Here is a 26,430-nt window from a genome sequence, read left to right on the forward strand (position 1 = left end):
TTTCAGGCCCGGAAGTAGTGCCCTTCGTGCAGGTCGGCGATCAGGCCGGGGTGGGCCGGGATCCAGCCCAGCAGTTCGCGGGTGATGGCCGACGACGTCGGGTTGTCCATCTGTACGAACGACCCGAGGAAGCCGAAGTGGTCGTCGGCCTCGGCGGGGCTGATGCTCCGGACCGGGATGCCGAGGTTGTCGCCGATGGCTGCCGCGATCTGCCGGAAGGGGACGCCTTCGTCGGCGGCGCCGTGCAGACGCGTACCGGCGGGGGCCTTTTCGAGGGCGAGTCGGTAGAGCTCGGCGGCGTCGAGCGTGTGGACGGCCGGCCACCGGTTGGTGCCTTCGCCGACGTAGGCGGCGTACCCCTTCCACCGGGCCGCGGCGATGATGGCGGTGATGAAGCCGTAGCGGTCGAGTGAGCTGTGCACAGTGGGCGCGAGCCGGACGACGGAGGAGCGCACACCGCGGGAGGCGAGGCCGGCCACGAGGTTCTCCGCGTCGATCCGGTAGCCGCCGCCCGGGAAGGTGTCGCGTTCGGTGCCGGGGCGACCGACGATGCCGCCCATCGCGAGCATGGCCGTCCCGCCGGTGCCGACCAGCGGCTTGCCGGAGCCGGCCAGGCCGTCGGCGAGTGCGGTGAGGGCGTCCAGGTCAACCTTGGCGGCGCCGGCCAGGTCGCCGTCGACCATGAGGTCGTGGCGGAACGCCAGATGGATCACTCCGTCGGCGGCGGCCGCCTCTTCCCGAAGTACGTCGAGGTCGGACAGGTCCCCGCGGTGTGCCTGGGCGCCGAGCTTCTCGATGGCGGCGGCGGACGTGTCGGAGCGGGCGAGGCCGACGACCTCGTGCCCGGCGGAGAGCAGTTCCGGGACGACTGCGGAGCCGAGATGGCCGGACGCGCCCGTGACGAATACGCGCATTGTGGTTCCTTCGTGAGTGCCAATGTCACCTTGCGACATCACCGTACCTCGCGCGATGTCACACTGCGACATGCAGACGGAATTAATGTCGCAGTGTGACGTCGGATACCATCGCCGCATGGCCCGCTGGCAACCGGACGCGCGCGGCCGCCTGGAGGCGGCCGCCTTCGAGTTGTTCCGCGAGCGCGGCTTCGAACAGACCACCGTCGCCGACATCGCCGCCCGTGCCGGCCTCGACAAACGCACCTTCTACCGGCTCTTCGGGGACAAGCGTGAGGCGCTCTTCAGCGGCAGCGGGCGCGTGGAGGAGGTCCTGGTCCGGGCGGTGACCGAATCCGACGCAGGTCCCTTCGAGGCGGTCGTCGCCGCCTTCCGCCGGGTGGCGGAGGAACTCTTCGCGGATCGTCTCGAGCTGGTCCGGGCGCGGCAGGTCATCATCGAGAGCAGCCCGGAACTACAGGAGCGCGAACTGCGCAAGACGGGCTCACTGGCGGCCGCCGTCACCGCCGCCCTGCGGGCCCGCGGCCTCGATGAGACCACGGCCACCCTGGCCACCGAGTCCGGTGTCACTGTCTTCCGGGTCGCGTACGCCCGCTGGGTCGCGCCCGACAGCGACGCTCCGCTCAGCGACCTGATCGCGGAGGTGGCCGCCGAGTTGCGCACCATCACGTCGGCCCCGACGCCCTGACCGCGGGCGACCCTGACGAGCCGTCTCGTCGGTGGTGAAGGTTTTCACACATGCTTGTCCCGGTTCGGCGGGCCGGGCGCATACTTGCGATCGACCGGTACCCCTTCTCGAGGACTGGATCGTCGTCATGAGCGCACCGTTGCGCCCGCGTCCGGCCGCCCCGCACGGGCCCGCCGCCTCGTGGGATCGCGCCGTTCCCGGCGCCCGCGCCACCTCCCGTCTGCTCACCGTCGGTGTCGTTGGCGCCGGTCGGGTCGGCACCGTGCTCGGTGCCGCGCTCGCCGCCGCCGGGCACCGGGTGGTCGCCGTCTCCGGCAGCTCCGGCGCCAGCCGCGCCCGCCTCGCCCTGCTCCTCCCCGAGGTGCCCCGCCGCCCGGTCGCCGCCGTGGCCCACGCCGCCGCCGACCTGCTGCTGATCGCCGTGCCGGACGACACCCTGGCCGGTTTGGTGACCGACCTCGCGGAGCGGGGCGCGCTGCATCCGGGCCAGATCGTCGCGCACACCTCCGGAGCGCACGGCCTGGCCGTGCTGGGGCCGGCCGTCGCGGCCGGCGCCCGGCCGCTCGCCCTGCACCCCGCGATGACCTTCACCGGTACGCCGGACGACCTGGCCCGGCTGGACGGCATCTCGTACGGGGTGACCGCACCGGCGGAGTTGCGCCCGCTGGCTGCCCGGCTGGTCGCCGACCTCGGTGGCGTGCCCGAGTGGGTGGCCGAGTCGGATCGCCCGCTCTACCACGCCGCGCTGGCCCACGGCGCTAACCACCTGGTGACCCTGGTCAACGAGGCGACCGACCGGTTGCGGGACGCCGGGGTGTCCCGGCCGGAGAAGGTGCTCGCCCCGCTGCTGCGGGCCGCCCTGGAGAACGCGTTGCGGCTCGGCGACGACGCGTTGACCGGCCCGGTCTCCCGTGGCGACGCGGGCACCGTGCAGCGGCACCTGGCCCGGTTGGCGGCCACCGCACCGGAGTCCGTCCCCGCGTACCTGGCGCTGGCCCGTCGTACCGCCGACCGGGCGATCGCCGCCGGCCGGCTGCGGCCGGTGGACGCACAGTCGCTGCTCGGCGTGCTGGCCGACAGCGGTCGGGAGGTGGCTGCGTGAGCGTGAGGAGTGAGCCGATCTTGCGAGCCCCGCAGTCGCGAACCGAGGTGTCGCTGTGAGCGTGAGGAGTGAGCCGATCTTGCGAGCGCCGCAGTCGCGAACCGAGGTGTCGCTGTGACCCAGGTGGTGCACACGCGCGCGGAGTTGGCCGAGGCTCGGACCGGGCTGAAGGGCACGGTCGGGGTGGTGATGACCATGGGCGCCCTGCACTCCGGGCACGAGACGTTGCTGCGCGCGGCCCGGGAACAGGCCGACCACGTGCTGGTGACGATCTTCGTGAACCCGTTGCAGTTCGGGCCGAACGAGGACTTCGACCGCTACCCGCGCACCCTCGACGCCGACCTGGAGGTGTGCCGGCGGGCGGGCGCGGATCTGGTCTTCGCCCCGTCGGTGGCGGACATGTACCCGGACGGGCAGCCCCGCGTACGCCTCGATCCGGGTCCGCTCGGCGCTGAGCTGGAGGGGGCGAGCCGCCCCGGCTTCTTCCACGGCGTACTCACAGTGGTGCTGAAGCTGCTCCAGCTCACCCGGCCGGACCTGGCGTTCTTCGGCGAGAAGGACTACCAGCAGCTCACCCTGGTCCGGCGGATGGCCCGCGACCTGGACGTGCCGGTCGAGGTGGTCGGCGTGCCGACCGTCCGGGAGCCGGACGGGCTGGCCCTCTCCAGCCGCAACCGTTACCTGAGCGAGCCGGAGCGGGCGGCCGCGCTGAGCCTGTCCGCCGCGCTGCGGGCCGGTGCGCGGGCCGCCGACGACGGCCTGGACGCGGGGGCGGTGCTGACCGCCGCGCACGCCGCGTTCGGCGCCGGTACGCCCGGTGCCCGCCTCGACTACCTGGTGCTCACCGATCCCGAGTTGGAACCGGGGCCGGTGTCCGGGCCGGCCCGGCTGGTCATCGCCGCCTGGGTGGGCATCACCCGGTTGATCGACAACGCGGCGATCCACCTCGCCCCGCGCCCCTGACCCGGCCGCACCTCCCTCCACCAATCCCGCGAAAGGCCACCCCGATGTTGCGGACCATGCTCAAGTCGAAGATCCACCGGGCCACTGTGACCCAGGCCGACCTGCACTACGTCGGTTCGGTGACTGTGGACGAGGATCTGCTCGACGCCGCCGACCTGCTCCCCGGCGAGCAGGTGGCGATCGTGGACATCACCAATGGCGCCCGCCTGGAGACGTACGTGATCCCGGGCGAGCGGGGCAGCGGCGTGATCGGCATCAACGGCGCCGCCGCACACCTGGTGCACCCCGGTGACCTGGTCATCCTGATCTCGTACGGGCAGATGGACGACGCCGAGGCCCGGTCCTACCGGCCACGGGTGGTGCACGTCGACGCCGACAACCGGGTCATCGAGTTGGGTGCCGACCCGGCTGCGGCGGCGCCCGGCACGGCCGGGAACCCGGTGCCCAGCCCGCTGGCCGTGTCCGGAGTCTGATCCCGCGTACCACGATTCCGGTCTGTCACCAGAAGGTCATTTCCGGTTACCCTGGGCACGCTGGCGGAAGCCGGTCGGTGGCTGGGGGAGGCCGCGATGCGCCGTGCCATGACGACCCTGTTCGCCGCTGTTGCCACGGCGGCGCTGCTGGTGGGCTGTGTCGGGTCCGGCGGCCTGGATGGTGATCTGACCGACGACTGGGCGGCGCTGCCGGCACCGTCGGCGTTCACCCCAGCCGCCGGTGTGTGTCACGCCACCGACTTCACCGATCTGGTCAGCCTGGCCAGCTACGAGCCGGTGGACTGCGCCGGGCCGCACCGACTGGAGACGGTGCATGTCGGGGCGTTCCCGGCCGAGCGGACGACCGCACCGGCGGGTGGTTCGCCGGAGTTGCGGGGCGCGTTCGCCGAGTGCGACACCCGGGCGACCGGCTACGTGGGTGACGACTGGCGGGCGGGCCGGCTGCGCCTGTCCGTGGCGCTGCCCAACGGGCCGGGCTGGGCGGCGGGTTCCCGGTGGTTCCGCTGCGACCTCACCGAGTTGACCACGGTCGAGGCGGCGGCCACCGTCGTGGTCCGGTCGGGCAGCCTGCGGGACGCGTTGAAGGGGTCCACCGGGCTGCGCCTCGGCTGCCAGCAGACCCGCACCGGTGACGGCCGGGGCGTGCAGACGCTGACCCCGGTGGAGTGCGGCAAACAGCACGACGCCGAGTTCGTCGGGGTGTGGCGCGCACCGGACCGGGCGTACCCGAGCCGGGACGCCGACTGGTTGCCGCTCTACACGGGTTGTCGCAGCGTCCTCGCCCGGTACGTGGGCGTCCCGGACGACACCGAGCTGCGCGTCCGCAGCGGGGTGGTGGTCCGGCCGCCTGGCGCGGGGCGCTGGAAGGTCGGTGACCGGGGCGTCCGCTGCTATCTGTGGCTCAGCCACCGTACGGTGGCGGCCTCGCTGAAGGGCGCGGGCCCGGCTGGTCTACCGGTCCGGACGAAGTGACCACTGCCTGACGGTCGGCGCGGCGCGGCGCGCGCCGGACGGGGTCGCCCAAAACACTCGTCCCGCCCCCGCCGCCCCGGGCGAGGATGGTTCGGGTTGACTGGGGGGATGGACCTCCCGACCGTCGACCTGCCTGCCCTGCCCGCGCTGCTGGCCGCGCCCGCGCCCGGCTGGGTGGAGACCACCGACGTGATCGTTGTGGGTTCCGGCGTGGCCGGGTTGACCGCGGCGCTGCACCTGCGGGAGGCGGGCCTGCACGTCACGGTGGTTACCAAGGTCAACATTGACGACGGCTCGACCCGGTGGGCGCAGGGCGGCATCGCCGCCGTCCTCGACCCGGCCGACACCCCGGCGGCGCATGCCCGGGACACCGAGGTCGCCGGGGTGGGGCTGTGCGACCCGGCGGCGGTCCGGGTGCTGGTCGAGGAGGGCCCGACCCGGCTCCGTGAGCTGATCCGGATCGGCGCCGAGTTCGATCGTCACGCGGACGGCTCGCTGATGCTGACCCGCGAGGGCGGGCACCGGGCGGACCGGATCGTGCACGCTGGCGGGGACGCCACAGGTGCCGAGGTGCAGCGGGCCCTGCACGCCGCTGTGCAACGCGACCCGTGGATCCGGCTGGTCGAGCACGCCCTCGTACTGGACCTGCTGCGCGCCCCCGGTGACGGCCCGGACGGGCTCGGCCCGGCCTGCGGGATCACCCTGCACGTGCTGGGTGAGGGCAGCGAGGACGGCGTCGGCGCGCTGCTGGCCCGTGCGGTGGTGCTCGCCACCGGCGGGATGGGGCAGATCTTCTCGGCCACCACCAACCCGGCGGTCTCCACCGGCGACGGGGTGGCGCTGGCGTTGCGGGCCGGCGCTGCGGTGACCGACGTGGAGTTCGTCCAGTTCCACCCGACCGCCCTGATCACCCCGCCCGGCGCGGGGGTGCCCGGCGCCGGGCACGCGCAGCAGCCGCTGGTGTCGGAGGCGCTGCGCGGCGAGGGCGCGTACCTGGTGGACTCCGACGGCAAGCGGTTCATGGTGGGCCAGCACGAGTTGGCCGAGCTGGCGCCCCGGGACGTGGTGGCCAAGGGCATCCACCGGGTGCTGCTGGCCACCGGCGCGGACCACGTCTTCCTCGACGCCCGGCACCTGGGCGGCGACTTCCTGGCCGGTCGGTTCCCCACCATCGTGGCGTCCTGCCTGGCGATCGGCGTGGACCCGGCGACCGACCTGATCCCGGTGGCGCCGGCCGCCCACTACGCCTCCGGCGGGGTCCGCACCGATCTGCGCGGCCGCACCTCCATCCCCGGCCTGTACGCCTGCGGCGAGGTGGCCTGCACGGGCGTGCACGGCGCGAACCGGCTGGCCAGCAACTCGTTGCTGGAGGGTCTTGTCTTCTCCCGGCGGATCGCCGAGGACATCGCCGCAGGCCTGCCCGAGCAGGCCCAGCCGGCGGACACCGGCGCCTGGCGTGGCGGTACGGGCTGGGTGCTGCCCGCCGAGGTGACGCCGACCCTGCAACGGGCGATGACCCGGGGCGCCGGGGTGCTCCGGTCCGCGGCGACGCTGGCCGGGACGGCCGCGACGTTGACCGAGCTGGGCGTGGCACGGGGCCGACCGCGGACCGCCGACTGGGAGGCGACGAACCTGCTCACCGTGGCGTCGACGCTTGTCGCCGCCGCGTACGCCCGTGGTGAGACCCGGGGCTGCCACTGGCGGGAGGACTTCCCGACGGCCGACGAGCGGTGGCTGGGCCATCTGGTCGGTGCGGTACGGGCGCAGGGCCGGGTGACGCAACAGTGGGAGGGGATCCAGTGAGCGCGAGGAGTGAGCCGATCTTGCGAGCCCCGCAGTCGGGAACGAAGGAGGCGACGATGACGGAGTCGACGCAGGCGGCGTTGCGGGCGGCTGGGCTGGACCCGGCGTTGGTGCGGCAGGTGATCGAGGGTGCGCTGGTCGAGGATCTGGGCCCGGATTTCCTCGACGTCACCAGCGTGGCCACCATTCCGGCGGAGCAGACCGACACCGCCGACCTGGTGGCCCGCGCGGACGGGGTGGTGGCCGGGATGGCGGTGGCCGCCGCCGTGTTCGAGCTGGTGGGCGAGGTGACGGGCTTCGGCCGTACCGTCGAGGTGTCGGTGCTGGCCCGCGACGGCGAGCGGGTGGCCCGCGGTGACGTGCTGGCGACGGTGACCGGCCCGACCCGGTTGCTGCTGACGGCCGAGCGGACGGCGCTCAACCTGCTCTGCCGGATGTCCGGGGTGGCCACCCACACCCGCGCCTGGGCGGACGCGCTGGCCGGCACGAAGGCCATGGTGCTGGACACCCGCAAGACGACGCCGGGCCTGCGGGCGCTGGAGAAGTACGCGGTGCGGGCCGGTGGTGGCACCAACAAGCGGATGGGCCTCTACGACGTGGCCATGATCAAGGACAACCACAAGCTGGCGGCCGGGAGCATCACGGCGGCCTACCGGCGGGTCCGGGAGGCGTTCCCGGAGGTGCCGGTGCAGGTCGAGGTGACAGGAGTCGACGAGGCGGTGGAGGCGGTGGAGGCCGGGGCGAACTTCCTGCTCTGCGACAACATGACGCCGGAGGTGCTGGCCGAGGCGGTGACCGCTGTGGGTGACCGGGCGGAGCTGGAGGCGACCGGTGGGCTGACCCTGGAGGTGGCCGGCCGGTACGCGGCCACCGGCGTGGACTTCCTCTCGGTGGGCGCGTTGACCCACTCGTCGCCGATCCTGGACATCGCGCTGGACCTGCGCACCGAGTAGTTGTCTAGGCTGCGTGCGTGCTGCTCTGCATCGACATCGGAAACACCAACACCGTGCTGGCGACCTTCGACGGCGACAAGCTGGTGCACTCCTGGCGGATCAAGACCGATGCCCGTTCGACGGCGGACGAGCTGGGCCTGATGTTCCGGGGCCTGCTCGCCGGGGACAACGTCGAGATCACCGGTGTCGCCGCCTGCTCCACGGTGCCGGCCGCGCTGCGGTCGCTGCGCACCATGCTCAGCCGTTACTACGCCGACCTGCCGAGCGTCGTGGTCGAGCCGGGGGTGCGGACCGGGGTGCAGTTGGCGATCGACAACCCGAAGGAGGTCGGCGCCGACCGGGTGGTGAACACCCTGGCCGCGTACACCCTCTACGGCGGGCCGTCGATCGTTGTGGACTTCGGCACCACCACCAACTTCGATGTGATCAGCGAGCGTGGTGAGTTCCTCGGTGGCGCGTTCGCCCCGGGCATCGAGATCTCCTTCGACGCGCTGGCCGCCCGTGCCGCGCAGCTGCGCAAGGTCGAGGCCACCAAGCCCCGTTCGGTGATCGGCAAGAACACCGTGGAGTGCCTCCAGGCCGGCCTGTACTTCGGCTTCGCCGGTCAGGTGGACCGGATCGTCGAGCGGATGACCGAGGAGCTTGGCGAGGTGCGGGCGGTGATCGCCACCGGCGGCCTCGCCTCCCTGGTGATCAACGAGTGCCGCAGCATCACCCACCACGAGCCGATGATCACGCTGATCGGCCTGCGGATGGTCTACGACCGCAACCTGTGAACCCGGCCGCCGTCGGGCCGCCCTTCGTGCTGGCGTCAGCGCCGCCGGGCGCGCAGCACCAGCGTCCGGTACGGCAGCTCGATGGTGTCCCGGCCAGCCAGGGCGGGGTGGGTGGTCAGGAGTTCGGTCAGCTCCCGCTCGACCCGCTGTTGATCCTCTGTGGTGGCGGTGAGCCAGTACGAGCGGGTGCGGACCATGCCGAGCAGCTCGTCCGGCGTGAGCGTGGTGCGGTGCGTGAACTCGCGCTGCTCGACGGTGTCGAACGCGGGGCCGAAGTCCGGGTGCTCGCCGATGAGCTGGAGGGTCGACCTGTCCCCGAAGTGGGCGATGCGACCCAGCTCGGCCACCCAGTCGACGCTGTCGTCCCGGATGTTCCACACCGGGGCGAAGGTGCCGCCGGCGCGGAGCACCCGGGCGATCTCGGCGTGCGCGAGCTCCCGGTCGAACCAGTGGTACGCCGTCCCGACCAGCACCGCGTCCACCGTCGAGTCGGGTAGGGGCACTGCCTCGGCGCTGCCCGCCAGCGCCGTCGTGCCCGGGGTGCTGGCGGCGAGCTGCGTCCGCATCCCCGGATCGGGCTCCACCGGTACGACCTCGTGACCCAGGGCGAGGACGGCCCGGGTCAGGATGCCGGTGCCGGCCGCGAGGTCGACCACCCGGGCTTCGCTCAGCCCGTCGAGTGCCCACCGGACCGCAACCTCGGGATAACGTGGTCGAAACCGGTCGTAATTACTCGCGGCGGCACCGAACGACAGGGCGTGAGTGTGATCGACCATGACGGGCAGGTTATCCCGTAACGGCCTCCGGACCGCTTGAGTACGCTCGGGCCTGACCCCTGTATCTCCGTGACGAGGAAGCGTGCCGTGAGCGAGCAGAACCCCGTGCCAGTGGACCCCGCCGACGACCTTCCCGAGCAGATGAAGGTCCGCCGGGAGAAGCGGGACCGGATGCTCGCCGAGGGCATCGAGCCCTACCCGGTCGGCTTCCCCCGCACCGCCACCCTCGCGCAGGTCCGGGCGAAGTACGCCGACCTGCCGACCGACACCGCGACCGGCGACCAGGTCGCCGTCACCGGCCGGGTGATCTTCGTACGCAACACGGGCAAGCTCTGCTTCGCGACCCTGCGGGACGGCGACGGCACCGAGTTGCAGGCGATGCTCTCCCTGGACCGGGTCGGGCCGGAGCAGCTGGAGGCGTGGAAGCGCCTCGTCGACCTCGGCGACCACGTCGGCGTCACCGGTGAGGTGATCACCAGCCGTCGGGGTGAGCTGTCGGTGTTGGCCCAGCAGTGGGAGATGACCGCCAAGGCGCTGCGACCGTTGCCGGTGGCCCACAAGCCCCTCTCCGAGGAGGCGCGGGTCCGGCAGCGTTACGTCGACCTGATCGTCCGGCCGCAGGCACGGGAGATGGTGCGTACCCGGGCCGCCGCGGTACGCAGTCTGCGCGATTCACTGCACGGGCAGGGCTTCATCGAGGTGGAAACGCCGATGTTGCAACTGCTGCATGGCGGCGCGGCAGCCCGACCGTTCGTGACCCACAGCAATGCGTTGGACACCGATCTGTATCTGCGAATCGCTCCGGAACTGTTTCTCAAGCGCGCTGTGGTCGGCGGCGTCGACCGAGTCTTCGAGATCAACCGCAACTTCCGTAATGAGGGTGTCGACTCTTCGCACTCGCCGGAGTTCGCGATGCTGGAGACGTACCAGGCGTACGGCGACTACGACACGATGGCCGAGTTGACCCGCAATCTCGTGCAACAGGCGGCGATCGCGGTGAGCGGCTCGACTGTGGTGACCCACGCCGGCGGGCGCGAGTTCGACCTGGGCGGCGAGTGGCGGTCCGTGACGCTGTTCGGTGTGCTTTCCGAAGCGCTGGGCGAGGAGGTCACGGTCCGCACCGAACGCACCCGCCTGGTGGAGTACGCGGACAAGGTGGGATTGGCCGTGGACCCGAAGTGGGGCCCGGGCAAGCTGGCCGAGGAGTTGTTCGAGGAACTGGTCGTTCCCGGCCTGGAGGCGCCCACCTTCGTACGGGACTACCCGGAGGAGACCAGCCCGCTCACCCGGGCGCACCGCAGCGAGCCGGGGCTGGCCGAGAAGTGGGACCTCTACGTGCTCGGTTTCGAGCTGGGCACCGCGTACTCCGAGTTGGTCGACCCGATCGTGCAGCGCGAGCGACTGGTTGCCCAGGCGCAGTTGGCCGCGCGCGGCGACGACGAGGCGATGCGTCTCGACGAGGACTTTCTTCGGGCGATGGAGTATGGAATGCCGCCGGCCGGCGGTATGGGAATGGGAATCGACCGGCTGTTGATGGCCCTGACCGGGCTGGGAATTCGGGAAACGATCCTCTTCCCGTTGGTCCGCCCGGAGTAGTCCCGCCCAGACTCACGCCGAGCCGTAACCGGATCCTATTGACGCGACGAGCGGCGCGGGGGTTATTGTGCTCTCGTTAGCAGGAGCACCCTGCTCGAAAGGAATGTGGGACGTGGCCAAGCAGATCATTCACAAGCTGGTCGATGACCTGGACGGCGGGGACGCGGACGAGACCGTCAAGTTCGCCCTCGACGGCGTTCAGTACGAGATCGACCTGTCGAGCGCCAACGCCGCGAAATTGCGCGATGCATTTGCCTCGTACGTGGGTGCCGGCACCAAGGTCGGCCGAGGCGGCGTGGTGATCGGTGGGCGGGCTGCCCGCGGTCGGGGTGGCGCGACAGCCGATCGGGAACAGAACAAGGCGATCCGGGAGTGGGCCAAGAAGGCCGGCAAGGACATCTCCGACCGGGGTCGTATCCCGCAGGAGATCGTGGACGAGTTCCACGCGAAGCGCTGATCCGTCAGCACCCTGGTGGCCAGCCCGCCACCGCAGGCGACACCGACGCCGGGCCGGAGGAGTTCTCCGGGCCGGCGTCGCCGTATCCGCTGCGGTACGCCGTCGCCGCTCCGGGCCGGCGTCGTTGTGCCACGCTCCCGGGCGGGCGTCGTTATGTCCGTTTCGAGCTGGCGTTGTCGTGGCCGTTCCATGCTGGGAAGCATTCCGGGCCGACCGACGTTGTCCACAACCAGTGGACCAGCTATCCACAACCTGTGGACAACCTCCCCCAGGGCCCGGCGCGGCGCTCGTCGCGACCGCCGGTCCACCCTTCCGGAGCCTCCCGGAGCGCTTCCGGACCCCGGATCGGGGTTCCGTCGAGCCAGTCGGATTTCGCTCTGCGCGTAGCGACAGGGCTACCGGAACACCTCCTGAGCGCGGACGGTTGTTCAAAACGACGTGGAACCGACCCAGAGCAGAGACACACGACCTCAGCTGAGTCGGTCAGCGACGATAGAGTAAGGAGGCACGGACGCCCGTCCTGGACGTTCGTGCACCGGCCCCGCCAAGATCTTGACCATCAAGGCGCACGGCACGTGAGGAGCACGAGGGCATGTTCGAGCGGTTCACCGACCGAGCGCGACGGGTTGTCGTCCTGGCCCAAGAAGAGGCCCGGATGCTCAACCACAACTACATCGGTACGGAACACATCCTGCTGGGCCTGATCCACGAAGGTGAAGGCGTCGCGGCAAAGGCCCTGGAGAGCCTCGGCATCTCCCTGGAGGGCGTCCGCCAGCAGGTCGAGGAGATCATCGGCCAGGGCCAGCAGGCGCCGAGCGGGCACATCCCGTTCACGCCGCGGGCCAAGAAGGTGCTGGAGCTGTCGCTGCGCGAGGCGCTGCAGCTCGGCCACAACTACATCGGCACGGAGCACATCCTGCTCGGGCTGATCCGTGAGGGCGAGGGCGTCGCCGCCCAGGTGCTGGTCAAGCTCGGCGCCGACCTCAACCGGGTCCGCCAGCAGGTGATCCAGCTGCTCTCCGGCTACCAGGGCAAGGAGCCTGCCGCGGCGGGCGCCGCGCCGGGTGAGGCCGCGCCGTCGACCAGCCTGGTGCTGGACCAGTTCGGCCGCAACCTGACTCAGGCCGCCCGCGAGGGCAAGCTCGACCCGGTCATCGGGCGCGAGAAGGAAATCGAGCGGGTCATGCAGGTGCTCTCCCGCCGTACCAAGAACAACCCGGTCCTGATCGGTGAGCCCGGCGTCGGTAAGACCGCCGTGGTGGAGGGCCTGTCCCAGAAGATCATCAAGGGCGAGGTGCCCGAGACCCTCAAGGACAAGCAGCTCTACACGCTCGACCTGGGCGCGCTCGTCGCCGGTTCCCGCTACCGCGGTGACTTCGAGGAGCGCCTCAAGAAGGTGCTCAAGGAGATCCGCACCCGCGGCGACATCATCCTGTTCATCGACGAGATCCACACCCTGGTGGGTGCGGGTGCCGCCGAGGGCGCGATCGACGCCGCGAGCATCCTCAAGCCGATGCTGGCCCGTGGTGAGCTGCAGACCATCGGTGCCACCACGTTGGATGAATACCGCAAGCACCTGGAGAAGGACGCCGCTCTCGAGCGCCGCTTCCAGCCGATCCAGGTGGGTGAGCCGTCGCTGGCCCACACCATCGAGATCCTCAAGGGCCTGCGGGACCGCTACGAGGCTCACCACCGCGTCTCGATCACGGATGCCGCCCTCGTGGCTGCCGCGACCCTGGCCGACCGGTACATCTCCGACCGCTTCCTCCCGGACAAGGCGATCGACCTGATCGACGAGGCCGGTGCCCGGATGCGGATCCGTCGGATGACCGCGCCGCCAGACCTGCGTGACTTCGACGAGCGCATCGCCCAGGTGCGTCGCGACAAGGAGTCCGCGATCGACGCGCAGGACTTCGAGCGCGCCGCCCAGCTGCGCGACAAGGAGAAGCAGCTCCTCGGGCAGAAGGCTCAGCGGGAGAAGGAGTGGAAGGCCGGTGACCTGGACGTCGTCAGCGAGGTTGACGACGAGCAGATCGCCGAGGTGCTCGGCAACTGGACCGGCATCCCGGTCTACAAGCTGACCGAGGAAGAGACCTCGCGCCTGCTGCGCATGGAGGACGAGCTGCACAAGCGCGTCATCGGCCAGGAGGACGCGGTCAAGGCGGTCTCGAAGGCGATCCGGCGTACCCGGGCCGGCCTGAAGGACCCGAAGCGCCCGTCGGGCTCGTTCATCTTCGCCGGCCCGTCCGGTGTCGGTAAGACCGAGCTGTCCAAGGCGCTCGCCGAGTTCCTCTTCGGCAGCGAGGACGCCCTCATCCAGCTGGACATGTCCGAGTTCCACGACCGTTACACGGTGTCGCGGCTCGTGGGTGCCCCTCCCGGCTACGTCGGCTACGACGAGGGCGGGCAGCTGACCGAGAAGGTGCGGCGTCGGCCGTTCTCGGTGGTCCTCTTCGACGAGATCGAGAAGGCCCACCCGGACGTGTTCAACACGCTCCTGCAGATCCTCGAAGACGGTCGGCTCACCGACGGTCAGGGTCGGATCGTGGACTTCAAGAACACGGTCATCATCCTGACCACCAACCTGGGCACCCGTGACGTCGCCAAGGCGGTGTCGCTGGGCTTCCAGCAGTCGGAGGACTCCGAGTCCAACTACGACCGGATGAAGCAGAAGGTCAACGACGAGCTCAAGCAGCATTTCCGGCCTGAGTTCCTCAACCGGATCGACGACACCATCGTCTTCCACCAGCTGCGTCAGACCGAGATCCTCTCGATCGTGGACATCATGATCCAGCGGATCGAGGGCCAGCTGCGGAACAAGGACATGGGTCTGGAGCTGACCGACAACGCCAAGAAGTACCTGGCCGCGAAGGGCTTCGACCCCGTGCTCGGTGCCCGTCCGCTTCGTCGCACGATCCAGCGCGACATCGAGGACAACCTCTCCGAGCGGATCCTGTTCAACGAGCTGACCCCGGGTCAGATCGTCGTGGTCGACTGCGAAGGCGACCCGGACGACATCGACAATTCCAAGCTCGTCTTCCGGGGCTCGGACAAGCCGGTTGAAGTTCCGGACGCCGTCCCGGCCGATCTCGGTGGCACTGCCGCTGGCACCGCCGCCGCAGGCGTGGACGAGTAACACAACCAGCAAGGGGCGGGGCCCCGGTGGCGCAAGCCACCGGGGCCCCGCCTTTCTGCGCCATCCCTACAGGGCCAACACCCACCGCAACCGCCCGCGCCTCGCGCCGCCTGCGCCGTCAAGATCCGCGCAGCATCAGGGAAAGTGCTGTCTCCCGGCGTCCGGAGGCAGCACTTTCCCTGATGTTGTCTGGGGCGTGATGGCGGGCAAGGTGCTGGCGCCCCGGCGATGGCCTCGCTACCGGTGCGGGCCCCACCGGCAAGATCGCGCAACATCCTGGATGTAGTGGCCTCTGGCGCGCCCGACACCACTACATCCAGGATCGAGCACGATCTTGAGCGCGCACCGCGCCGCGCCGCGCGGCGTCCGGCGCGCGGCGTCCGCCGCGCAGGGGACGCCAGGGTGGGCGGGTCAGGTGGTGAGGTCGGCGGTTGGGAGGGACGGGCCGTCGCCGACCAGGCGGAAGGAGTCGGCGCCGGCCGGTTCGACCAGGCCGTCCTGCACCAGGCCGGCGAGGGCGCGGGCGCGTTGCACGTCGTCGGACCAGACCTGGTCCAGCCGCTGGTGCGGGACCGGCCCGGTGCTGTCCCGGAGCACTCCGAGCAGCAGCCCGCGGACCTGTCGGTCGGTGCCCGCGTACCGCTGGGGTCGGCGGGTCGGCCCCGCCGGCGCCTCCTGGCCGGATGCCCGCCACGCGCAGACCGACTCGACGGGGCAGGAGGTACAGCGCGGTGACCGGGCTGTGCAGATCACCGCGCCCAGTTCCATGAACGCGGCGCTGGCCAGCGCCGCTGCGGCCGGTTCGGTCGGGAGTAGCTCTTCGGTGGCGACCAGGTCGGCTGGTCGGGTGACCGGCCCGGCGTCCGGTTCGCCGGCCACCGCCCGGCACACCACTCGGCGGACGTTGGTGTCGACCACCGGGTGCCGTTGCCCGTAGGCGAAGGCGGCTACCGCTCGCGCCGTGTAGGTGCCGACGCCGGGCAGTGCCAGCAGGTGCTCCAGGCGGTCCGGCACCTGGCCGCCGTGCCGGTCGACGATCGCTACCGCGCATTCGCGTAGTCGGACCGCCCGACGGGGGTAGCCGAGGCGTCCCCACATCCGGATCGCCTCGGCCGGCGTGTCCGCCGCCAACGCGGCCGGATCGGGCCAGCGGGTCAGCCACGCCTGCCAGGCCGGCACCACCCGGACCACTGGTGTCTGCTGGAGCATCACCTCGCTGACCAGGATGGCCCACGGGGTGACGCCGGGCTCGCGCCAGGGCAGGTCACGGGCGTGTTGCTGGAACCACCGGCTGACCACTGTGGCGAAGTCGGGTTGTGTCATGGCGTCGTCGATGATGTCACGCCCGAGGTTCCCGTTTGGTGGGCGGCTCGGGCGGGGTGCCACGTCCTCGTTCGGCGGACGGGGGAGAATGCGCGGATGAACGAGCTCGCGATCACCGTCATCGGTCGGGACCGGCCGGGCATCGTGGCCGACGTCGCGGAGGTGCTGGCCCGGCTGGGCGCGAACCTCACCGACAGCACGATGACGCGGCTGCGGGGGCATTTCGCGATGACCCTCATCTGCACCGGCCCGGCCGCCGCCGAGGTCGAGGCCGCACTGGCGTCGCTGACCGCCGAGGGCCAACTGCTGGCGACGGTACGCGCGGTCACGCCGGACGGCGATGTGCCTCCGGCGGGTGAGCCGTACGTGATGGCGGTGCACGGTTCGGACCGGATGGGGATCGTCGCGGCGATGACGCGGGTGCTGGTGGATGCCGGGGGGAATGTCACGGACCTGAGTACCCGGTTGACCGGTGCGCTCTACGTGGTTCTGGCGGAGGTCGAGTTGCCGGCTGATGTGGCGGACACTCTGATCGACCGGCTGCACCGGACGGCTGCCGAGCTGGGCGTGGAGGTCACTCTCCGGCCTGCGGACCCGGATCTGTTGTGACCGGCGAGGAGCGCGGGCCGGAGTTCGGCCTGGGGGACTGGACACCGGAGTCGCTGGACGTGCCGGGCGAGGTGCGGGCTGTGGTGTCCGCCCCGCACCCGGTGTTGAGTCGTGCCGCGGACGAGGTCGATCCCACGGCGAAGGAGACGGTCCAGTTGGCGGCCGACCTGATGGCCACGATGAAGGTTTCGCCGGGCTGTGTCGGGTTGGCCGCGCCGCAGGTCGGGGTGGGTGCTCGGGTCTTCGCCGTAAACGTGACGGGGCACCCGAAGGCGGTGACAGTGCACGGCACCTTCGTGTTGTGCAATGCGCGGGTGGTCGAGGCGACGCGGTGGAAGCCGGGCCGGGAGGGCTGCATGTCGGTGCCGGACCTGACCGGGGACGTCAAGCGGGCCAGCCGGCTGGTGGTGGAGGGTGATCTGCCGGGCAGCGGCGAGCCGGTCCGGCTGGTGACCGACGGCTTCGAGGCTCGGGCGTTGCAGCACGAGATCGACCACTGCGCAGGGCTACTCTTCCTGGATCGGGTGGCCGGTGCGCACGCGGTCTATCAGCGCAAGGTCTACCTGTGATCGGGTGCCGTACCGTCCTCAGTGGACGATGGGCCGAGCACCCCGGAGCGGCTCCGGCGCGTCGCGCCGCACTGCTGAGTACGGCGCGGCTACGGTGGAGGGCATCATGCGTCTGACGGTCGGCCCCCTGCCACCCGCCGTGTACTGGCGGCGTCGCGCCGTCGTACTCGGAGCGGGGTTCCTGTTCCTGATTGTCCTGCTCTACTCCTGCACCGGTTCGGATCGTTCCGGGGGTCAGGAGCCGAAGGCGGGTGGTTCGCCTTCGGCGACGTCCGCCGCGACGCCTGGTCCCGGCGGGCCGCTGCTGACACCGCAGACTGGGGCTCCGTCATCGTCGGCGTCCGCTGATTCGGGTGCGACGAATCCGACCCCGGCGATCACCAGCAACACACCGCCGCTGGGCGCGGCGGCCGGTTCGGAGGAGGACGGCACCTGCACCGACGGGGAGATCAGCGTGGTCTCGTCGGCGAGTCCGACGTCGGTGCAGCGAGGCGCTGTGGTCGAGCTGCAACTGAGGATCAAGAACACGTCGAACCGGACGTGCAGTCGCAACGTCGGTGCCGACCTTCAGGAGATCTTCATCAAGTCCGGTGCCGAGAAGGTCTGGTCGTCGGACACCTGCGGCAAGGTCCAGGGCTCGGACGTGCAGTCCTTCACGCCGAACTTCGAGCGCTCCTACGAGGTGCCGTGGAACGGGCGGGACACCAGCCGCTGTGACGGTGCGCTGGCCGGAGGGCCGTTCCCGCCGGTCGGGTCGTACCAGGTGTTCGCCCGGGTCGGCACGAAGCTCAGCGAGCCGGTGAAGCTCACCGTCACCGGCTGAGCCGGCTCAGACGTAGCGTTCCAGGATGGACGCCTCGGCGAGCCGGGACAGCCCCTCACGGACACCGCGGGCCCGGGCGTCACCGACCCCTTCGACGGCCTGCAGGTCCTCCACTGTCGCGCCGAGCAGGCGCTGGAGGCTGCCGAAGTGCAGCACCAGGCGGTCGACGACCGCCACCGGGAGCCGTGGCACCTTGGCCAGCAGTCGGAAGCCGCGCGGACTGACCGCGGCGTCGAGCGCGTCGGACGCGGCCGGGTAACCGATCGCCTTGGCCACCGAGACCAGGTCGATCAGCTCGGTGGCACCGAGCAGGTCCAGCTCGACGAGGGCCTCGTCCAGGGTGCGCGACTTGCGGCCGACGGGGAGGTAGTCCCGGATGACGAGGGTGCGGTCGGCGTCCACGCCGGCCATCAGCTCGTCGAGTTGCAGGGCGAGCAGGCGGCCGTCGGTGCCCAACTCCACCACGTAACCGGCGATCTCGTCGGCGATCCGGCGGACCATCTCCAGTCGCTGCACCACGGCAACCGCGTCCCGCACGGTGACCAGATCCTCGATCTCCAGGGCGGAGAGAGTGCCGGAGACCTCGTCCAGCCGGAGCTTGTAGCGCTCCAGGGTGGCGAGCGCCTGGTTGGCCCGGGAGAGGATGGCCGCCGAGTCGTCGAGCACGTGCCGTTGGCCGTTGACGTAGAGGCTGATGATCCGCATTGACTGGCTGACCGAGATGACCGGGTAGCCGGTCTGGCGGGCCACCCGCTCGGCGGTGCGGTGCCGGGTGCCGGACTCTTCCGTCGGGATGGACGGGTCGGGCATCAGGTGCACGGCCGCCCGGACGATCCTGGTGCCGTCGCTGGAGAGCACCACAGCGCCGTCCATCTTGCACAGCTCACGCACCCGGGTCGCGGAGAACTCCACGTCCAGCGGGAAGCCGCCGGTGCACAGGCCCTCGACCACCTTGTCGTAGCCGAGCACGATGAGGGCACCCGTGCGGCCCCGCAGGATGCGCTCCAGACCGTCGCGCAAGGCGGTGCCGGGGGCCATCAGGGCGAGATTGGCCCGTAGCGGGTCCCCGGCGCTCCCAGCGGCTCCCGCTGTCACGCTCACGCTGATCGGGCGGGCGGGCGAGCCCACGGCGCCGGTGCGGGCCTGGGGCGGCGCGCCGGCTGGCTTGGTGGTATCGCGGTCGATCGGCACGGGCACAGTCTACGGACTGCCGTGCGGTGGGTGCTGTCGTGGTTACTGTGATGTGTCACGATGCCGCCCTCTTCAACGTTTCCCGCTTGCGACGTGCTGTCCGGTTTCGCCGCCCTCGTCGGCACGGTGGGTCACTCGGCGGACGCGCGGGCCGCATGGTGCAGGGCCGAACGGACGTCGGTGACCTCGGTCACCCGCATCTGCTCGGGGCCGGCGCCGGTGCTGGTCGGGCCGCAGCCGGGCGGCACCAGGGCCACCTTGAACCCCAGCCGGGCCGCCTCGGCCAGCCGGCGCGGCACCGCCCCGACCCGACGCACCTCGCCGGTCAGCCCCACCTCACCGATCGCCACCAGGTGCGGCGCGATCGCCAGGTTGAGCCCGCCGGAGGCGACCGCCAGCGCCACCGCCAGGTCGGCGGCGGGCTCCACCACCCTGATCCCGCCGACGGTGGCCGCGAAGACCTCCCGGTCGTGCAGGGTCAGCCGCTCGGTGCGCCGTTGCAGCACCGCGAGCACCATCGCCAGTCGCGCCGAGTCGAGGCCGGAGACGGTGCGTCGGGGAGAGCCCGCCACTGTCGCGCCGATCAGTGCCTGCACCTCGGTGACCAGGGCACGACGCCCCTCCATTGCCACTGTCACGCAGGTGCCCGGGACCGGCTCCGCGTAGCGGGTCAGGAACAACCCGGACGGGTCGGCCAGGCTGCTGATGCCGCCCTCGTGCATCTCGAAGCAGCCGACCTCGTCGGCAGCGCCGAACCTGTTCTTCACGCCGCGCACCAGGCGCAGCGACGAGTGCTTGTCGCCTTCGAAGTGCAGCACGACGTCGACCAGGTGCTCCAGCACCCGAGGCCCGGCCACCTGGCCGTCCTTGGTGACGTGGCCGACCAGCACTGTGGCGATGCCCCGCTCCTTGGCGACCGAGACCAGCGCGGCGGTGACCGCGCGGACCTGGGTCACCCCACCGGGCACCCCCTCGGTGCCGGTGGTCGAGATGGTCTGCACCGAGTCGAGCACCAGCAGGCCCGGCTTGACCGCGTCGAGGTGACCGAGCACCGAGCCCAGGTCGCTCTCCGCGGCGAGGTAGAGCTGCTCGTGCAGGGTGCCCATCCGCTCGGCGCGCAGGCGCACCTGACTGACCGACTCTTCGCCACTGACCACCAGCGAGGGGCTGCCGGCGCCGACCGCCCACTGCTGCGCCACATCGAGCAGGAGGGTCGACTTGCCCACGCCGGGCTCGCCGGCGAGCAACACCACGGCGCCGGGGACCAGGCCGCCGCCGAGCACCCGGTCGAGCTCGCTCACCCCGGTGGGCACGGCACGGGCCGGAGCGGCGCTGATGGTGGCGATCGGTCGGGCCGGCTCGGACGGCATCCGGGAGCTGACCACCCGACCGGAGACGGTCGGGCCGGTCACCGTGTGCTCGACCACCGCCCCCCACTCGCCGCACTCCGGGCAGCGCCCCACCCACTTGGGCGGCTGGTGCCCGCACGCGTCGCACTGGTAGGCCGGCCGCGGGTCGCGGGCGGCGGACCGACCACGGGCGGCACCGGCCGCACCGCCACGCGGAGGAGTCGATCGGGAGGTGGTCACATCAGGACGCTAGCCCTCGCGTACGACGAAAACACCCCGGCGTGGTGGTCACCACGCCGGGGCGTTCGTCGATGTGCGGATCGCGGGTCACTCGTGGGTCGTGCCGCCCTCGTTGCCCTCGTAGCCGCCCTCGCGCTCGATGATCGGCGACGGAGGGGCCGCCGGGGTGAGCGGCACCGCGACCGGCGCCTGGCCGGTGACCGTGTTGCCGTTGCCGAAGTCGAAGGTCACGACGACGTTCTGGCCGGAGCGCAGCGCCTCGGTCAGGCCGATCAGCCGGAGCTGGGTGGTGGCCTCGGAGTTGAACTGGATGTAGCTCAACGGCGCCAGCTCGATCCGGGCCGGCTGGCCGGGAGCGGCGGGGCTGGCCGAACCGGACGCCCGCGCCGACTCCGGGGCGGACGGGGTGGCCGAGGACGACCCGGTCTCGGAGGGCGTCACCGACGGGCTCGGCGAACCGGAGGTCGAGTTGGACGGGCTGGCCGAACCGGACGGCGACGGGCTCAGGGAGGCGGACTCCGAGGCGGACGGCGACGGGCTCGCCGAGCCGCCGCTGATCACCACCTCGCGGGCGCTCTCCGTGGTGACGGTGACCGTCACCGTCTCCTTGGAGTCGTTGTAGATCACCGCGCCGAGCCCCGCGTCCTGCCCGGCCTTGTAACCCTCGGTGCCCGGGAAGTCCACGAGCAGGCCTCGCACGGAGAAGGAACCGTTGCTGGTGGTGAGGTTGACGCCCTGGACCGACGGCTCCTTCAACGCCGTCTCGGCGATCTGACCGGTGCCGCATCCCGAAGCCAGCAGGCTGGCCGCCGCAATCCCGGACAGCAACAGGGCCGCCCGCCGGGATCCCCTGATCGAGCGCGTCACGTCGGTCCTCCTCGTCACAATCCCCACCCGGGCCGTACGCCGGGCACGGTGGCCATACCCGCGCAGACCGCGCTCCAGGGTAGTTGGGACTGATCGAGGCCCGCACGCGGACCCGGCAATGCCACCTGCCCGGGTGGCGTTCACACCACCCGACCGCTCGCCACCAGCAGAACCACGTCGATCAGGGCCACCAGCATCACCGCCCGGAAGGCCGCCACCGGCCGCCGGCCGGCCCGGATCGCCGAGCGCCCGGCGTACCAGCTCAGCGGCGGCACCACAGCGGCCGTGCCGACCGCCGCCCAGCCGATCGCCGACGGCGGCCCGGGTGGCCCGAGGACCAGGGTCGCGGTCGCCGCGAGGAGGAGACCCGCCGCGGCCACCCGGCTGCCGGCCGCGCCCAGCCGGTGGGGCAGGCCACGCACGCCGGTGCGGGCGTCGTCGGCCAGGTCGGGCAGCACGTTGGCGAAGTGCGCGCCGGCGCCCAGGCAGGCCGCCGCCGTCACCAGCCAGACCGGCGGGGCCGGCTGGCCGGGCAGTGCCAGCACCACGAAGGCGGGCAGCGCGCCGAACGACACGGCGTAGGGAAGCACCGAGAACGCGGTGGCCTTGAGCGGCCAGTCGTAGAGCAGGGCGGAGACCAGGGCGAGCGTCAACCAGAACGCCGCCGTCGGGTTCGTGGTCAGCGCCAGCAGCGGGCAGGCGACCGCGGCCGCCGCGGCGGCCCAGGCCGTGACGCGCCGACCGACCGCGCCACTGGCGACCGGTTTGTCGGTACGCCCCACAGTGGCGTCCCGCTCGGCGTCCAGCGCGTCGTTGGTCCAGCCGACGGCGAGCTGGCTGGCCAGCACGGCGAGCACCACCGAGACGATTCCGGCCAGCCGGTGGCCCACCCCCCAGGCCAGCAGACCGGCCACCGTGGTCACCGCCGCGGCCGGTTCCGGATGGCTCGCTCTGACCAGCCCTAACACCCTCGACGACATAAGGGAAGTCTGGTCGTTACCGAGCAGTCGTGCCACGCTCGGTTCCATGCGAGACGTGGCTGCGGCCGGGGCGTCCACTGGCCCGAGGGTGCTGCCGCGAAACGATCCGCGTCAGTACGACGATCTGGCCGGTGAGTGGTGGCGGCCGGATGGCGCGTTCGCGATGCTGCACTGGCTGGCGGAGGCCCGTGCCGCGCTGGTGCCGCCGGCCACCCGTCCGGACGCGTTGCTCGTCGACCTGGGCTGCGGTGCCGGCCTGCTCGCGCCGCACCTGGCCGGCAAGGGTTACCGCCACATCGGGGTGGATCTGACCCGCTCGGCGCTCGTCCAGGCGGCCGAGCACGGGGTGCGGGTGGTCCAGGGTGATGCCACAGCGGTTCCGTTGCCCGACGGCTGCGCCGACGTGGTCTCGGCGGGCGAGTTGTTGGAGCACGTGCCGGCCTGGCCGCGCGCGGTGGCGGAGTCGTGCCGCCTGCTGCGCCCCGGTGGCGTGCTGGTGCTGGACACGCTCAACGACACGGCGCTGGCCCGGCTCGTCGCGGTCCGGATCGCCGAGCGGCTGCCGACGGTGCCGCGCGGCATCCACGATCCACGGTTGTTCGTGGACGCGCGGGCGCTTGTCGCCGAGTGCGCCCGACACGGCGTCGACCTGCGCCTGCGGGGCATCCGTCCGCAGGTCGGCGGCGTGCTCGCCTGGCTGCTGCGCCGCGCCCGCGCGGGCCGGACGCCCGGCGGGGTGCCCGCCGGGCGCACGCCGCGCATCGTGCCGACCCGGTCCACCGCCGTGCTCTACCAGGGCCGGGGGGTCCGCAAAGGATAGTCAGGCCGTGGCGGGGGTATGGAACGCCAAGGAGGGGACGAGATGACGGTGCACGCGCTTGAGGCAGCACGCCGGTTGGCGCCGCGGTTCGCCGCGCGGGCGGCCGAGCACGACCGGGACGGTTCCTTCCCCGTGGACGACTTCGCCGACCTGCGCGAGGCCGGCCTGTTCGGGCTGATGGTGCCCCGGGCGCTCGGTGGCCTGGGAGCCACCTTCGCCGAGTACGCCGCGGTGGCCACTGAGCTTGCCCGGGGCAACGGTGCGACCGCCCTGGTGTTCAACATGCACGCCTCGGTCACCGGCGCGCTGGGCGCGGTCACCGAGGAGTTGGCCGAGGCGCTGGGCGTACCGGACGAGGCGCTGGCCGCCCGCGACCGGTTGCTCAGCGCGGCGGCACAGGGCTCCTGGTACGCGGTCGCGATGAGCGAGCGTGGCGCGGGCGCGCGGCTGTCCCAGCTGACCACCGCGTACGAGCCGACCGACGGGGGCTGGCACCTCAAGGGCAGCAAGACGTTCTGCTCCGGCGCCGGGCACGCGGACGGCTACCTGGTGGCGGCGCGCAGCGCGGCCGACCAGTCGGTGGTCTCACAGTTCCTGGTGCCGGCCGGCGACGGGCTGACAGTGGAGCCGACCTGGGATTCGCTCGGCATGCGCGCCACCTCCTCCCACGACCTGCACCTGGACGTCACGGTGCCCGCCGACCGGCTGCTCGGTGGGGTGGAGGGGCTGGCGCTGGTGGTGGCCCAACTGATGCCGCACTGGCTGGTGGCCAGCTACGCGGCCGTCTACGTGGGGGTCGCCCGCGCGGCGATCGACGCTGCGGCAGAGCACCTCAACGCCCGCAACCTGGCCGGTCTGCCGGCGGTGCGGGCCCGGCTGGGTCGGGGGGACGCGGCGACGGCAGCCGCACAGTTGGTGGTGGCGGAGGCGGCCCGCCGGGTGGACGAGGCGCCCGGTGACGAGGAGACCAACCGCTGGGTGTGGCGGGCGAAGCTGCTCGCCGGCACCACGGCCGCCGAGGTGGCGGCGTCGGTGCTGGAGGCGGCGGGTACCTCGGCCACCCGCCGTGGTCATCCGTTGGAGCGGCTCTACCGCGACGCCCGCTGCGGCTCGCTGCACCCGGCCACGTCGGATGTCTGCGCCGACTGGCTCGGCATCGCCGCGTTGGGCGGCGACCCGGATCGTGATGGATCGGCACCGCGTTGGTGAGCCCGCCGCGCCGGGCTCGCACGGAAGGACGACCGGCCGAGGCGGCTGGTGGGACGGCCAGGGGGAGGACAGCATCTGACGAGAGGTGGGGATCGTGTCCGTACCAGTGATCGCGGGGCTCGGGACAGCGCAGCCGCCGTCCGCTTCGCAGGACGAGTTGTGGGAGGGCTTCTTCTCCCGGCACTTCTCCGGCACCACCCGGTCGTTGGCCCAGCGAATCTTCGCCAACTCGGGGGTGACCCGGCGGCAGGCGGCGGTCAACCCGCTGCTGGAGGACGTCTCGGACTGGCCGACCGAGCGCCGGATGCGCCGCTACCAGGTGGAGGCGCTGCCGCTGGGCAAGGAGGCGGTGGGTCGCGCGTTGACGGCGGCCGGGCTGAGCGCCGGCGACATCGGGCTGTTCATCGTCTGCTCCTGCACCGGGTACGCCACCCCGGGGCTGGACATCCTGCTCGCCCGGGACCTGGGCATGGCCGCGGACACCCAGCGGATGTTCATCGGCCACATGGGCTGTTACGCGGCGCTGCCGGGGCTCGGCGCGGCCAGTGACTTCGTCGCCGCCCGGGGGCGTCCGGCGTTGCTGCTCTGCGCGGAGCTGACCAGCCTGCACATCCAGCCGTCCAGTGCCCGGGTGGACACCCAGCAGATCGTCTCCCACGCGCTCTTCTCGGACGCCGCGGTCGCCGCCGTGGTCGTGCCGGGTGGCCGGGGGTACGCGGTACGTGAGGTCACCGCCGTCACCGACACCTCGACCGCCGACCACATGACCTGGGACGTCACCGACGCCGGGTTCCGGATGGGGTTGTCGCCGAAGGTGCCGCAGGTGCTGTCGAGGCACGTCCGCGGGCTGGTCGACGACCTGTTGGCCCGGCACGGCGTGGCCAGCTCCGAGGTGGACGGTTGGGCGGTGCACCCGGGCGGGCCGCGGATCCTCAACGTGGTCGAGCGGGAGCTGGAGTTGCCCCCACTGGGGCTGGCGGCGTCCCGGGCGACGCTCGACGAGCACGGCAACTGTTCGTCGCCGACCGTCCTGCTGATCCTGGACCGGTTGGGTCGGGCGACCCCGGCGGCTCGGCGCATCGTCATGCTGGCCTTCGGCCCCGGCCTCACCCTGTACGCCGCCCTGCTGGATCGACAGGACTGAGCCTCCGGCCGGTACGCTCACGGGGTGGATGTGACAGCGGACGACCGGCTGCGCTCGGTGGTCCTGTTTGGCGCGGCGGTGGCCGTCCTGGTCGCCGGTGGCTGGTGGTGGCGTGCCGCCGCGCCCGCGTCGACGGCCGGGACGGCTGTCCCTTCGGCGGCGGCGGTGCCGTCGGTCGGGCCGAGCATCAGCACCCCGATGGAACGTCTCCTCGCGGAGGAGGAGCCCGACGAGCGGGTGACGGTGCGGATGGACCCGAACACCGGCGAGGTCCTTCGGGTGCGCAAAGACTCGCACGTGGTGCTCGACCCCGCGACGGGCTCGATCACCGACATCGAGGGCGATCCCGCGGTGCTCTTTCCCGCGGGTGAGCTGCCCTCGTTCCAAATGACGATCTGGCGGGAGGAGCGGGAGCTCGCTCCTGGCCAGGATGTGACCCGGCAGGCCAGCGACGACGGCTCCCGCTACCTGCTCCAGTACCGGTGCACCCGGCCGGGCACGCTGGCGGTGACGAGCGACGAGGCCAAGATCAACGGTCAGCCGCGCATCGACTGCGACGGCACGGTCGCCAATGCCGAGGTGCTGCCCGGTGGCGGGCCGTTCCGGGTGTCCCTGTCGGCCGTCGACCGGCCCATCGTCATCCAGGCGCAGCTCGTCGCGCTGCCCCGGTAGGCGC

General features: G+C 71.8%; 25 protein-coding genes. 18 read left to right on the forward strand and 7 right to left on the reverse strand.

The window, feature by feature from the left end; translation table 11 throughout:
* Positions 1 to 2: 2 nt before the first annotated feature.
* A complete protein-coding gene (locus OH804_RS29790; protein ID WP_406060919.1) occupies positions 3 to 914 on the reverse strand; it encodes an SDR family oxidoreductase in 912 nt (303 codons plus the stop codon).
* Positions 915 to 1,032: 118 nt separating this feature from the next.
* Here OH804_RS29790 and OH804_RS29795 point away from each other — a divergent pair, with 118 nt between their 5' ends.
* From OH804_RS29795 to OH804_RS29830, 8 genes are all read left to right on the forward strand, one after another.
* Positions 1,033 to 1,602 carry a TetR family transcriptional regulator gene (locus OH804_RS29795; RefSeq protein ID WP_406060921.1) on the forward strand — a complete coding sequence of 190 codons (570 nt, stop codon included), beginning with the start codon at positions 1,033 to 1,035 and terminating at the stop codon, positions 1,600 to 1,602.
* 127 nt (positions 1,603 to 1,729) lie between these two features.
* The gene (locus OH804_RS29800) at positions 1,730 to 2,704 is read left to right on the forward strand and encodes a Rossmann-like and DUF2520 domain-containing protein (RefSeq protein WP_406060922.1); all 975 of its coding nucleotides are present in this window, start codon (positions 1,730 to 1,732) and stop codon (positions 2,702 to 2,704) included.
* Between the two features lie 114 nt (positions 2,705 to 2,818).
* Positions 2,819 to 3,667 (forward strand): pantoate--beta-alanine ligase, encoded by an 849-nt coding sequence (gene panC, locus OH804_RS29805; RefSeq protein WP_406060924.1) that lies wholly within the window; start codon positions 2,819 to 2,821, stop codon positions 3,665 to 3,667.
* A gap of 44 nt (positions 3,668 to 3,711) precedes the next feature.
* A complete protein-coding gene (gene panD, locus OH804_RS29810; RefSeq protein ID WP_030327945.1) occupies positions 3,712 to 4,140 on the forward strand; it encodes an aspartate 1-decarboxylase in 429 nt (142 codons plus the stop codon).
* 96 nt (positions 4,141 to 4,236) lie between these two features.
* Positions 4,237 to 5,133 carry a septum formation family protein gene (locus tag OH804_RS29815; protein ID WP_406060926.1) on the forward strand — a complete coding sequence of 299 codons (897 nt, stop codon included), beginning with the start codon at positions 4,237 to 4,239 and terminating at the stop codon, positions 5,131 to 5,133.
* Positions 5,134 to 5,241: 108 nt separating this feature from the next.
* Positions 5,242 to 6,936 carry an L-aspartate oxidase gene (locus OH804_RS29820; protein WP_406060928.1) on the forward strand — a complete coding sequence of 565 codons (1,695 nt, stop codon included), beginning with the start codon at positions 5,242 to 5,244 and terminating at the stop codon, positions 6,934 to 6,936.
* Positions 6,937 to 6,992: 56 nt separating this feature from the next.
* Positions 6,993 to 7,889, forward strand: coding sequence for a carboxylating nicotinate-nucleotide diphosphorylase (gene nadC / locus OH804_RS29825; RefSeq protein ID WP_196920092.1), 897 nt, complete (start codon positions 6,993 to 6,995; stop codon positions 7,887 to 7,889).
* Between the two features lie 17 nt (positions 7,890 to 7,906).
* The gene (locus tag OH804_RS29830) at positions 7,907 to 8,665 is read left to right on the forward strand and encodes a type III pantothenate kinase (RefSeq protein WP_091403191.1); all 759 of its coding nucleotides are present in this window, start codon (positions 7,907 to 7,909) and stop codon (positions 8,663 to 8,665) included.
* A gap of 35 nt (positions 8,666 to 8,700) precedes the next feature.
* On the opposite strand, the gene OH804_RS29835 is transcribed toward OH804_RS29830, so the two are convergent.
* Entirely contained in the window at positions 8,701 to 9,441 is a 741-nt protein-coding gene (locus tag OH804_RS29835; protein ID WP_196920091.1) for a class I SAM-dependent methyltransferase, read from the reverse strand.
* A gap of 87 nt (positions 9,442 to 9,528) precedes the next feature.
* On the opposite strand from OH804_RS29835, the gene lysS reads away from it, so the two are divergent.
* The 3 genes from lysS (at position 9,529) to OH804_RS29850 (ending at position 14,630) form a co-directional block, all read left to right on the forward strand.
* A complete protein-coding gene (gene lysS / locus OH804_RS29840) occupies positions 9,529 to 11,037 on the forward strand; it encodes a lysine--tRNA ligase (RefSeq protein ID WP_196920090.1) in 1,509 nt (502 codons plus the stop codon).
* 112 nt (positions 11,038 to 11,149) lie between these two features.
* Entirely contained in the window at positions 11,150 to 11,494 is a 345-nt protein-coding gene (locus OH804_RS29845) for an Lsr2 family protein (RefSeq protein ID WP_036392792.1), read from the forward strand.
* A 592-nt stretch (positions 11,495 to 12,086) separates the two neighbouring features.
* Positions 12,087 to 14,630 carry an ATP-dependent Clp protease ATP-binding subunit gene (locus OH804_RS29850; RefSeq protein WP_196920089.1) on the forward strand — a complete coding sequence of 848 codons (2,544 nt, stop codon included), beginning with the start codon at positions 12,087 to 12,089 and terminating at the stop codon, positions 14,628 to 14,630.
* Positions 14,631 to 15,041: 411 nt separating this feature from the next.
* Here the strand turns inward: OH804_RS29850 and OH804_RS29855 are convergent, their stop codons facing one another.
* Positions 15,042 to 15,953 (reverse strand): A/G-specific adenine glycosylase, encoded by a 912-nt coding sequence (locus OH804_RS29855; RefSeq protein WP_196920088.1) that lies wholly within the window; start codon positions 15,951 to 15,953, stop codon positions 15,042 to 15,044.
* A 96-nt stretch (positions 15,954 to 16,049) separates the two neighbouring features.
* Between OH804_RS29855 and OH804_RS29860 the strand changes: the two genes are divergently transcribed.
* The 3 genes from OH804_RS29860 to OH804_RS29870 all read left to right on the forward strand — a co-directional run bounded on the left by OH804_RS29860 (position 16,050) and on the right by OH804_RS29870 (position 17,954).
* Positions 16,050 to 16,562 (forward strand): glycine cleavage system protein R, encoded by a 513-nt coding sequence (locus tag OH804_RS29860; protein ID WP_406060932.1) that lies wholly within the window; start codon positions 16,050 to 16,052, stop codon positions 16,560 to 16,562.
* The gene (locus tag OH804_RS29865; protein WP_406060934.1) at positions 16,559 to 17,131 is read left to right on the forward strand and encodes a peptide deformylase; all 573 of its coding nucleotides are present in this window, start codon (positions 16,559 to 16,561) and stop codon (positions 17,129 to 17,131) included. The genes OH804_RS29860 and OH804_RS29865 overlap by 4 nt, the downstream gene beginning before the upstream one ends.
* A 106-nt stretch (positions 17,132 to 17,237) precedes the next feature.
* Positions 17,238 to 17,954 (forward strand): hypothetical protein, encoded by a 717-nt coding sequence (locus OH804_RS29870; RefSeq protein ID WP_406060936.1) that lies wholly within the window; start codon positions 17,238 to 17,240, stop codon positions 17,952 to 17,954.
* Positions 17,955 to 17,960: 6 nt separating this feature from the next.
* On the opposite strand, the gene disA is transcribed toward OH804_RS29870, so the two are convergent.
* From disA to OH804_RS29890, 4 genes are all read right to left on the reverse strand, one after another.
* Positions 17,961 to 19,145, reverse strand: coding sequence for a DNA integrity scanning diadenylate cyclase DisA (gene disA, locus OH804_RS29875; protein ID WP_030327921.1), 1,185 nt, complete (start codon positions 19,143 to 19,145; stop codon positions 17,961 to 17,963).
* A 131-nt stretch (positions 19,146 to 19,276) separates the two neighbouring features.
* A complete protein-coding gene (gene radA, locus OH804_RS29880; protein ID WP_196920084.1) occupies positions 19,277 to 20,734 on the reverse strand; it encodes a DNA repair protein RadA in 1,458 nt (485 codons plus the stop codon).
* Positions 20,735 to 20,821: 87 nt separating this feature from the next.
* Complete coding sequence (locus tag OH804_RS29885; protein WP_196920083.1) at positions 20,822 to 21,601, reverse strand: hypothetical protein; 780 nt, start codon at positions 21,599 to 21,601, stop codon at positions 20,822 to 20,824.
* Between the two features lie 140 nt (positions 21,602 to 21,741).
* Entirely contained in the window at positions 21,742 to 22,581 is an 840-nt protein-coding gene (locus OH804_RS29890; protein ID WP_406060939.1) for a UbiA family prenyltransferase, read from the reverse strand.
* A gap of 46 nt (positions 22,582 to 22,627) precedes the next feature.
* On the opposite strand from OH804_RS29890, the gene OH804_RS29895 reads away from it, so the two are divergent.
* The 4 genes from OH804_RS29895 to OH804_RS29910 all read left to right on the forward strand — a co-directional run bounded on the left by OH804_RS29895 (position 22,628) and on the right by OH804_RS29910 (position 26,426).
* The gene (locus tag OH804_RS29895; protein WP_406060941.1) at positions 22,628 to 23,401 is read left to right on the forward strand and encodes a class I SAM-dependent methyltransferase; all 774 of its coding nucleotides are present in this window, start codon (positions 22,628 to 22,630) and stop codon (positions 23,399 to 23,401) included.
* 42 nt (positions 23,402 to 23,443) lie between these two features.
* Entirely contained in the window at positions 23,444 to 24,610 is a 1,167-nt protein-coding gene (locus OH804_RS29900) for an acyl-CoA dehydrogenase family protein (protein WP_406060943.1), read from the forward strand.
* Positions 24,611 to 24,704: 94 nt separating this feature from the next.
* Entirely contained in the window at positions 24,705 to 25,754 is a 1,050-nt protein-coding gene (locus tag OH804_RS29905; RefSeq protein ID WP_196920079.1) for a type III polyketide synthase, read from the forward strand.
* A gap of 24 nt (positions 25,755 to 25,778) precedes the next feature.
* Positions 25,779 to 26,426 (forward strand): hypothetical protein, encoded by a 648-nt coding sequence (locus OH804_RS29910; RefSeq protein ID WP_406060945.1) that lies wholly within the window; start codon positions 25,779 to 25,781, stop codon positions 26,424 to 26,426.
* Positions 26,427 to 26,430 lie beyond the last annotated feature (4 nt).

It is taken from the genome of Micromonospora sp. NBC_00860 (genome assembly GCF_045207375.1).
GTDB lineage: Bacteria > Actinomycetota > Actinomycetes > Mycobacteriales > Micromonosporaceae > Micromonospora > Micromonospora vinacea.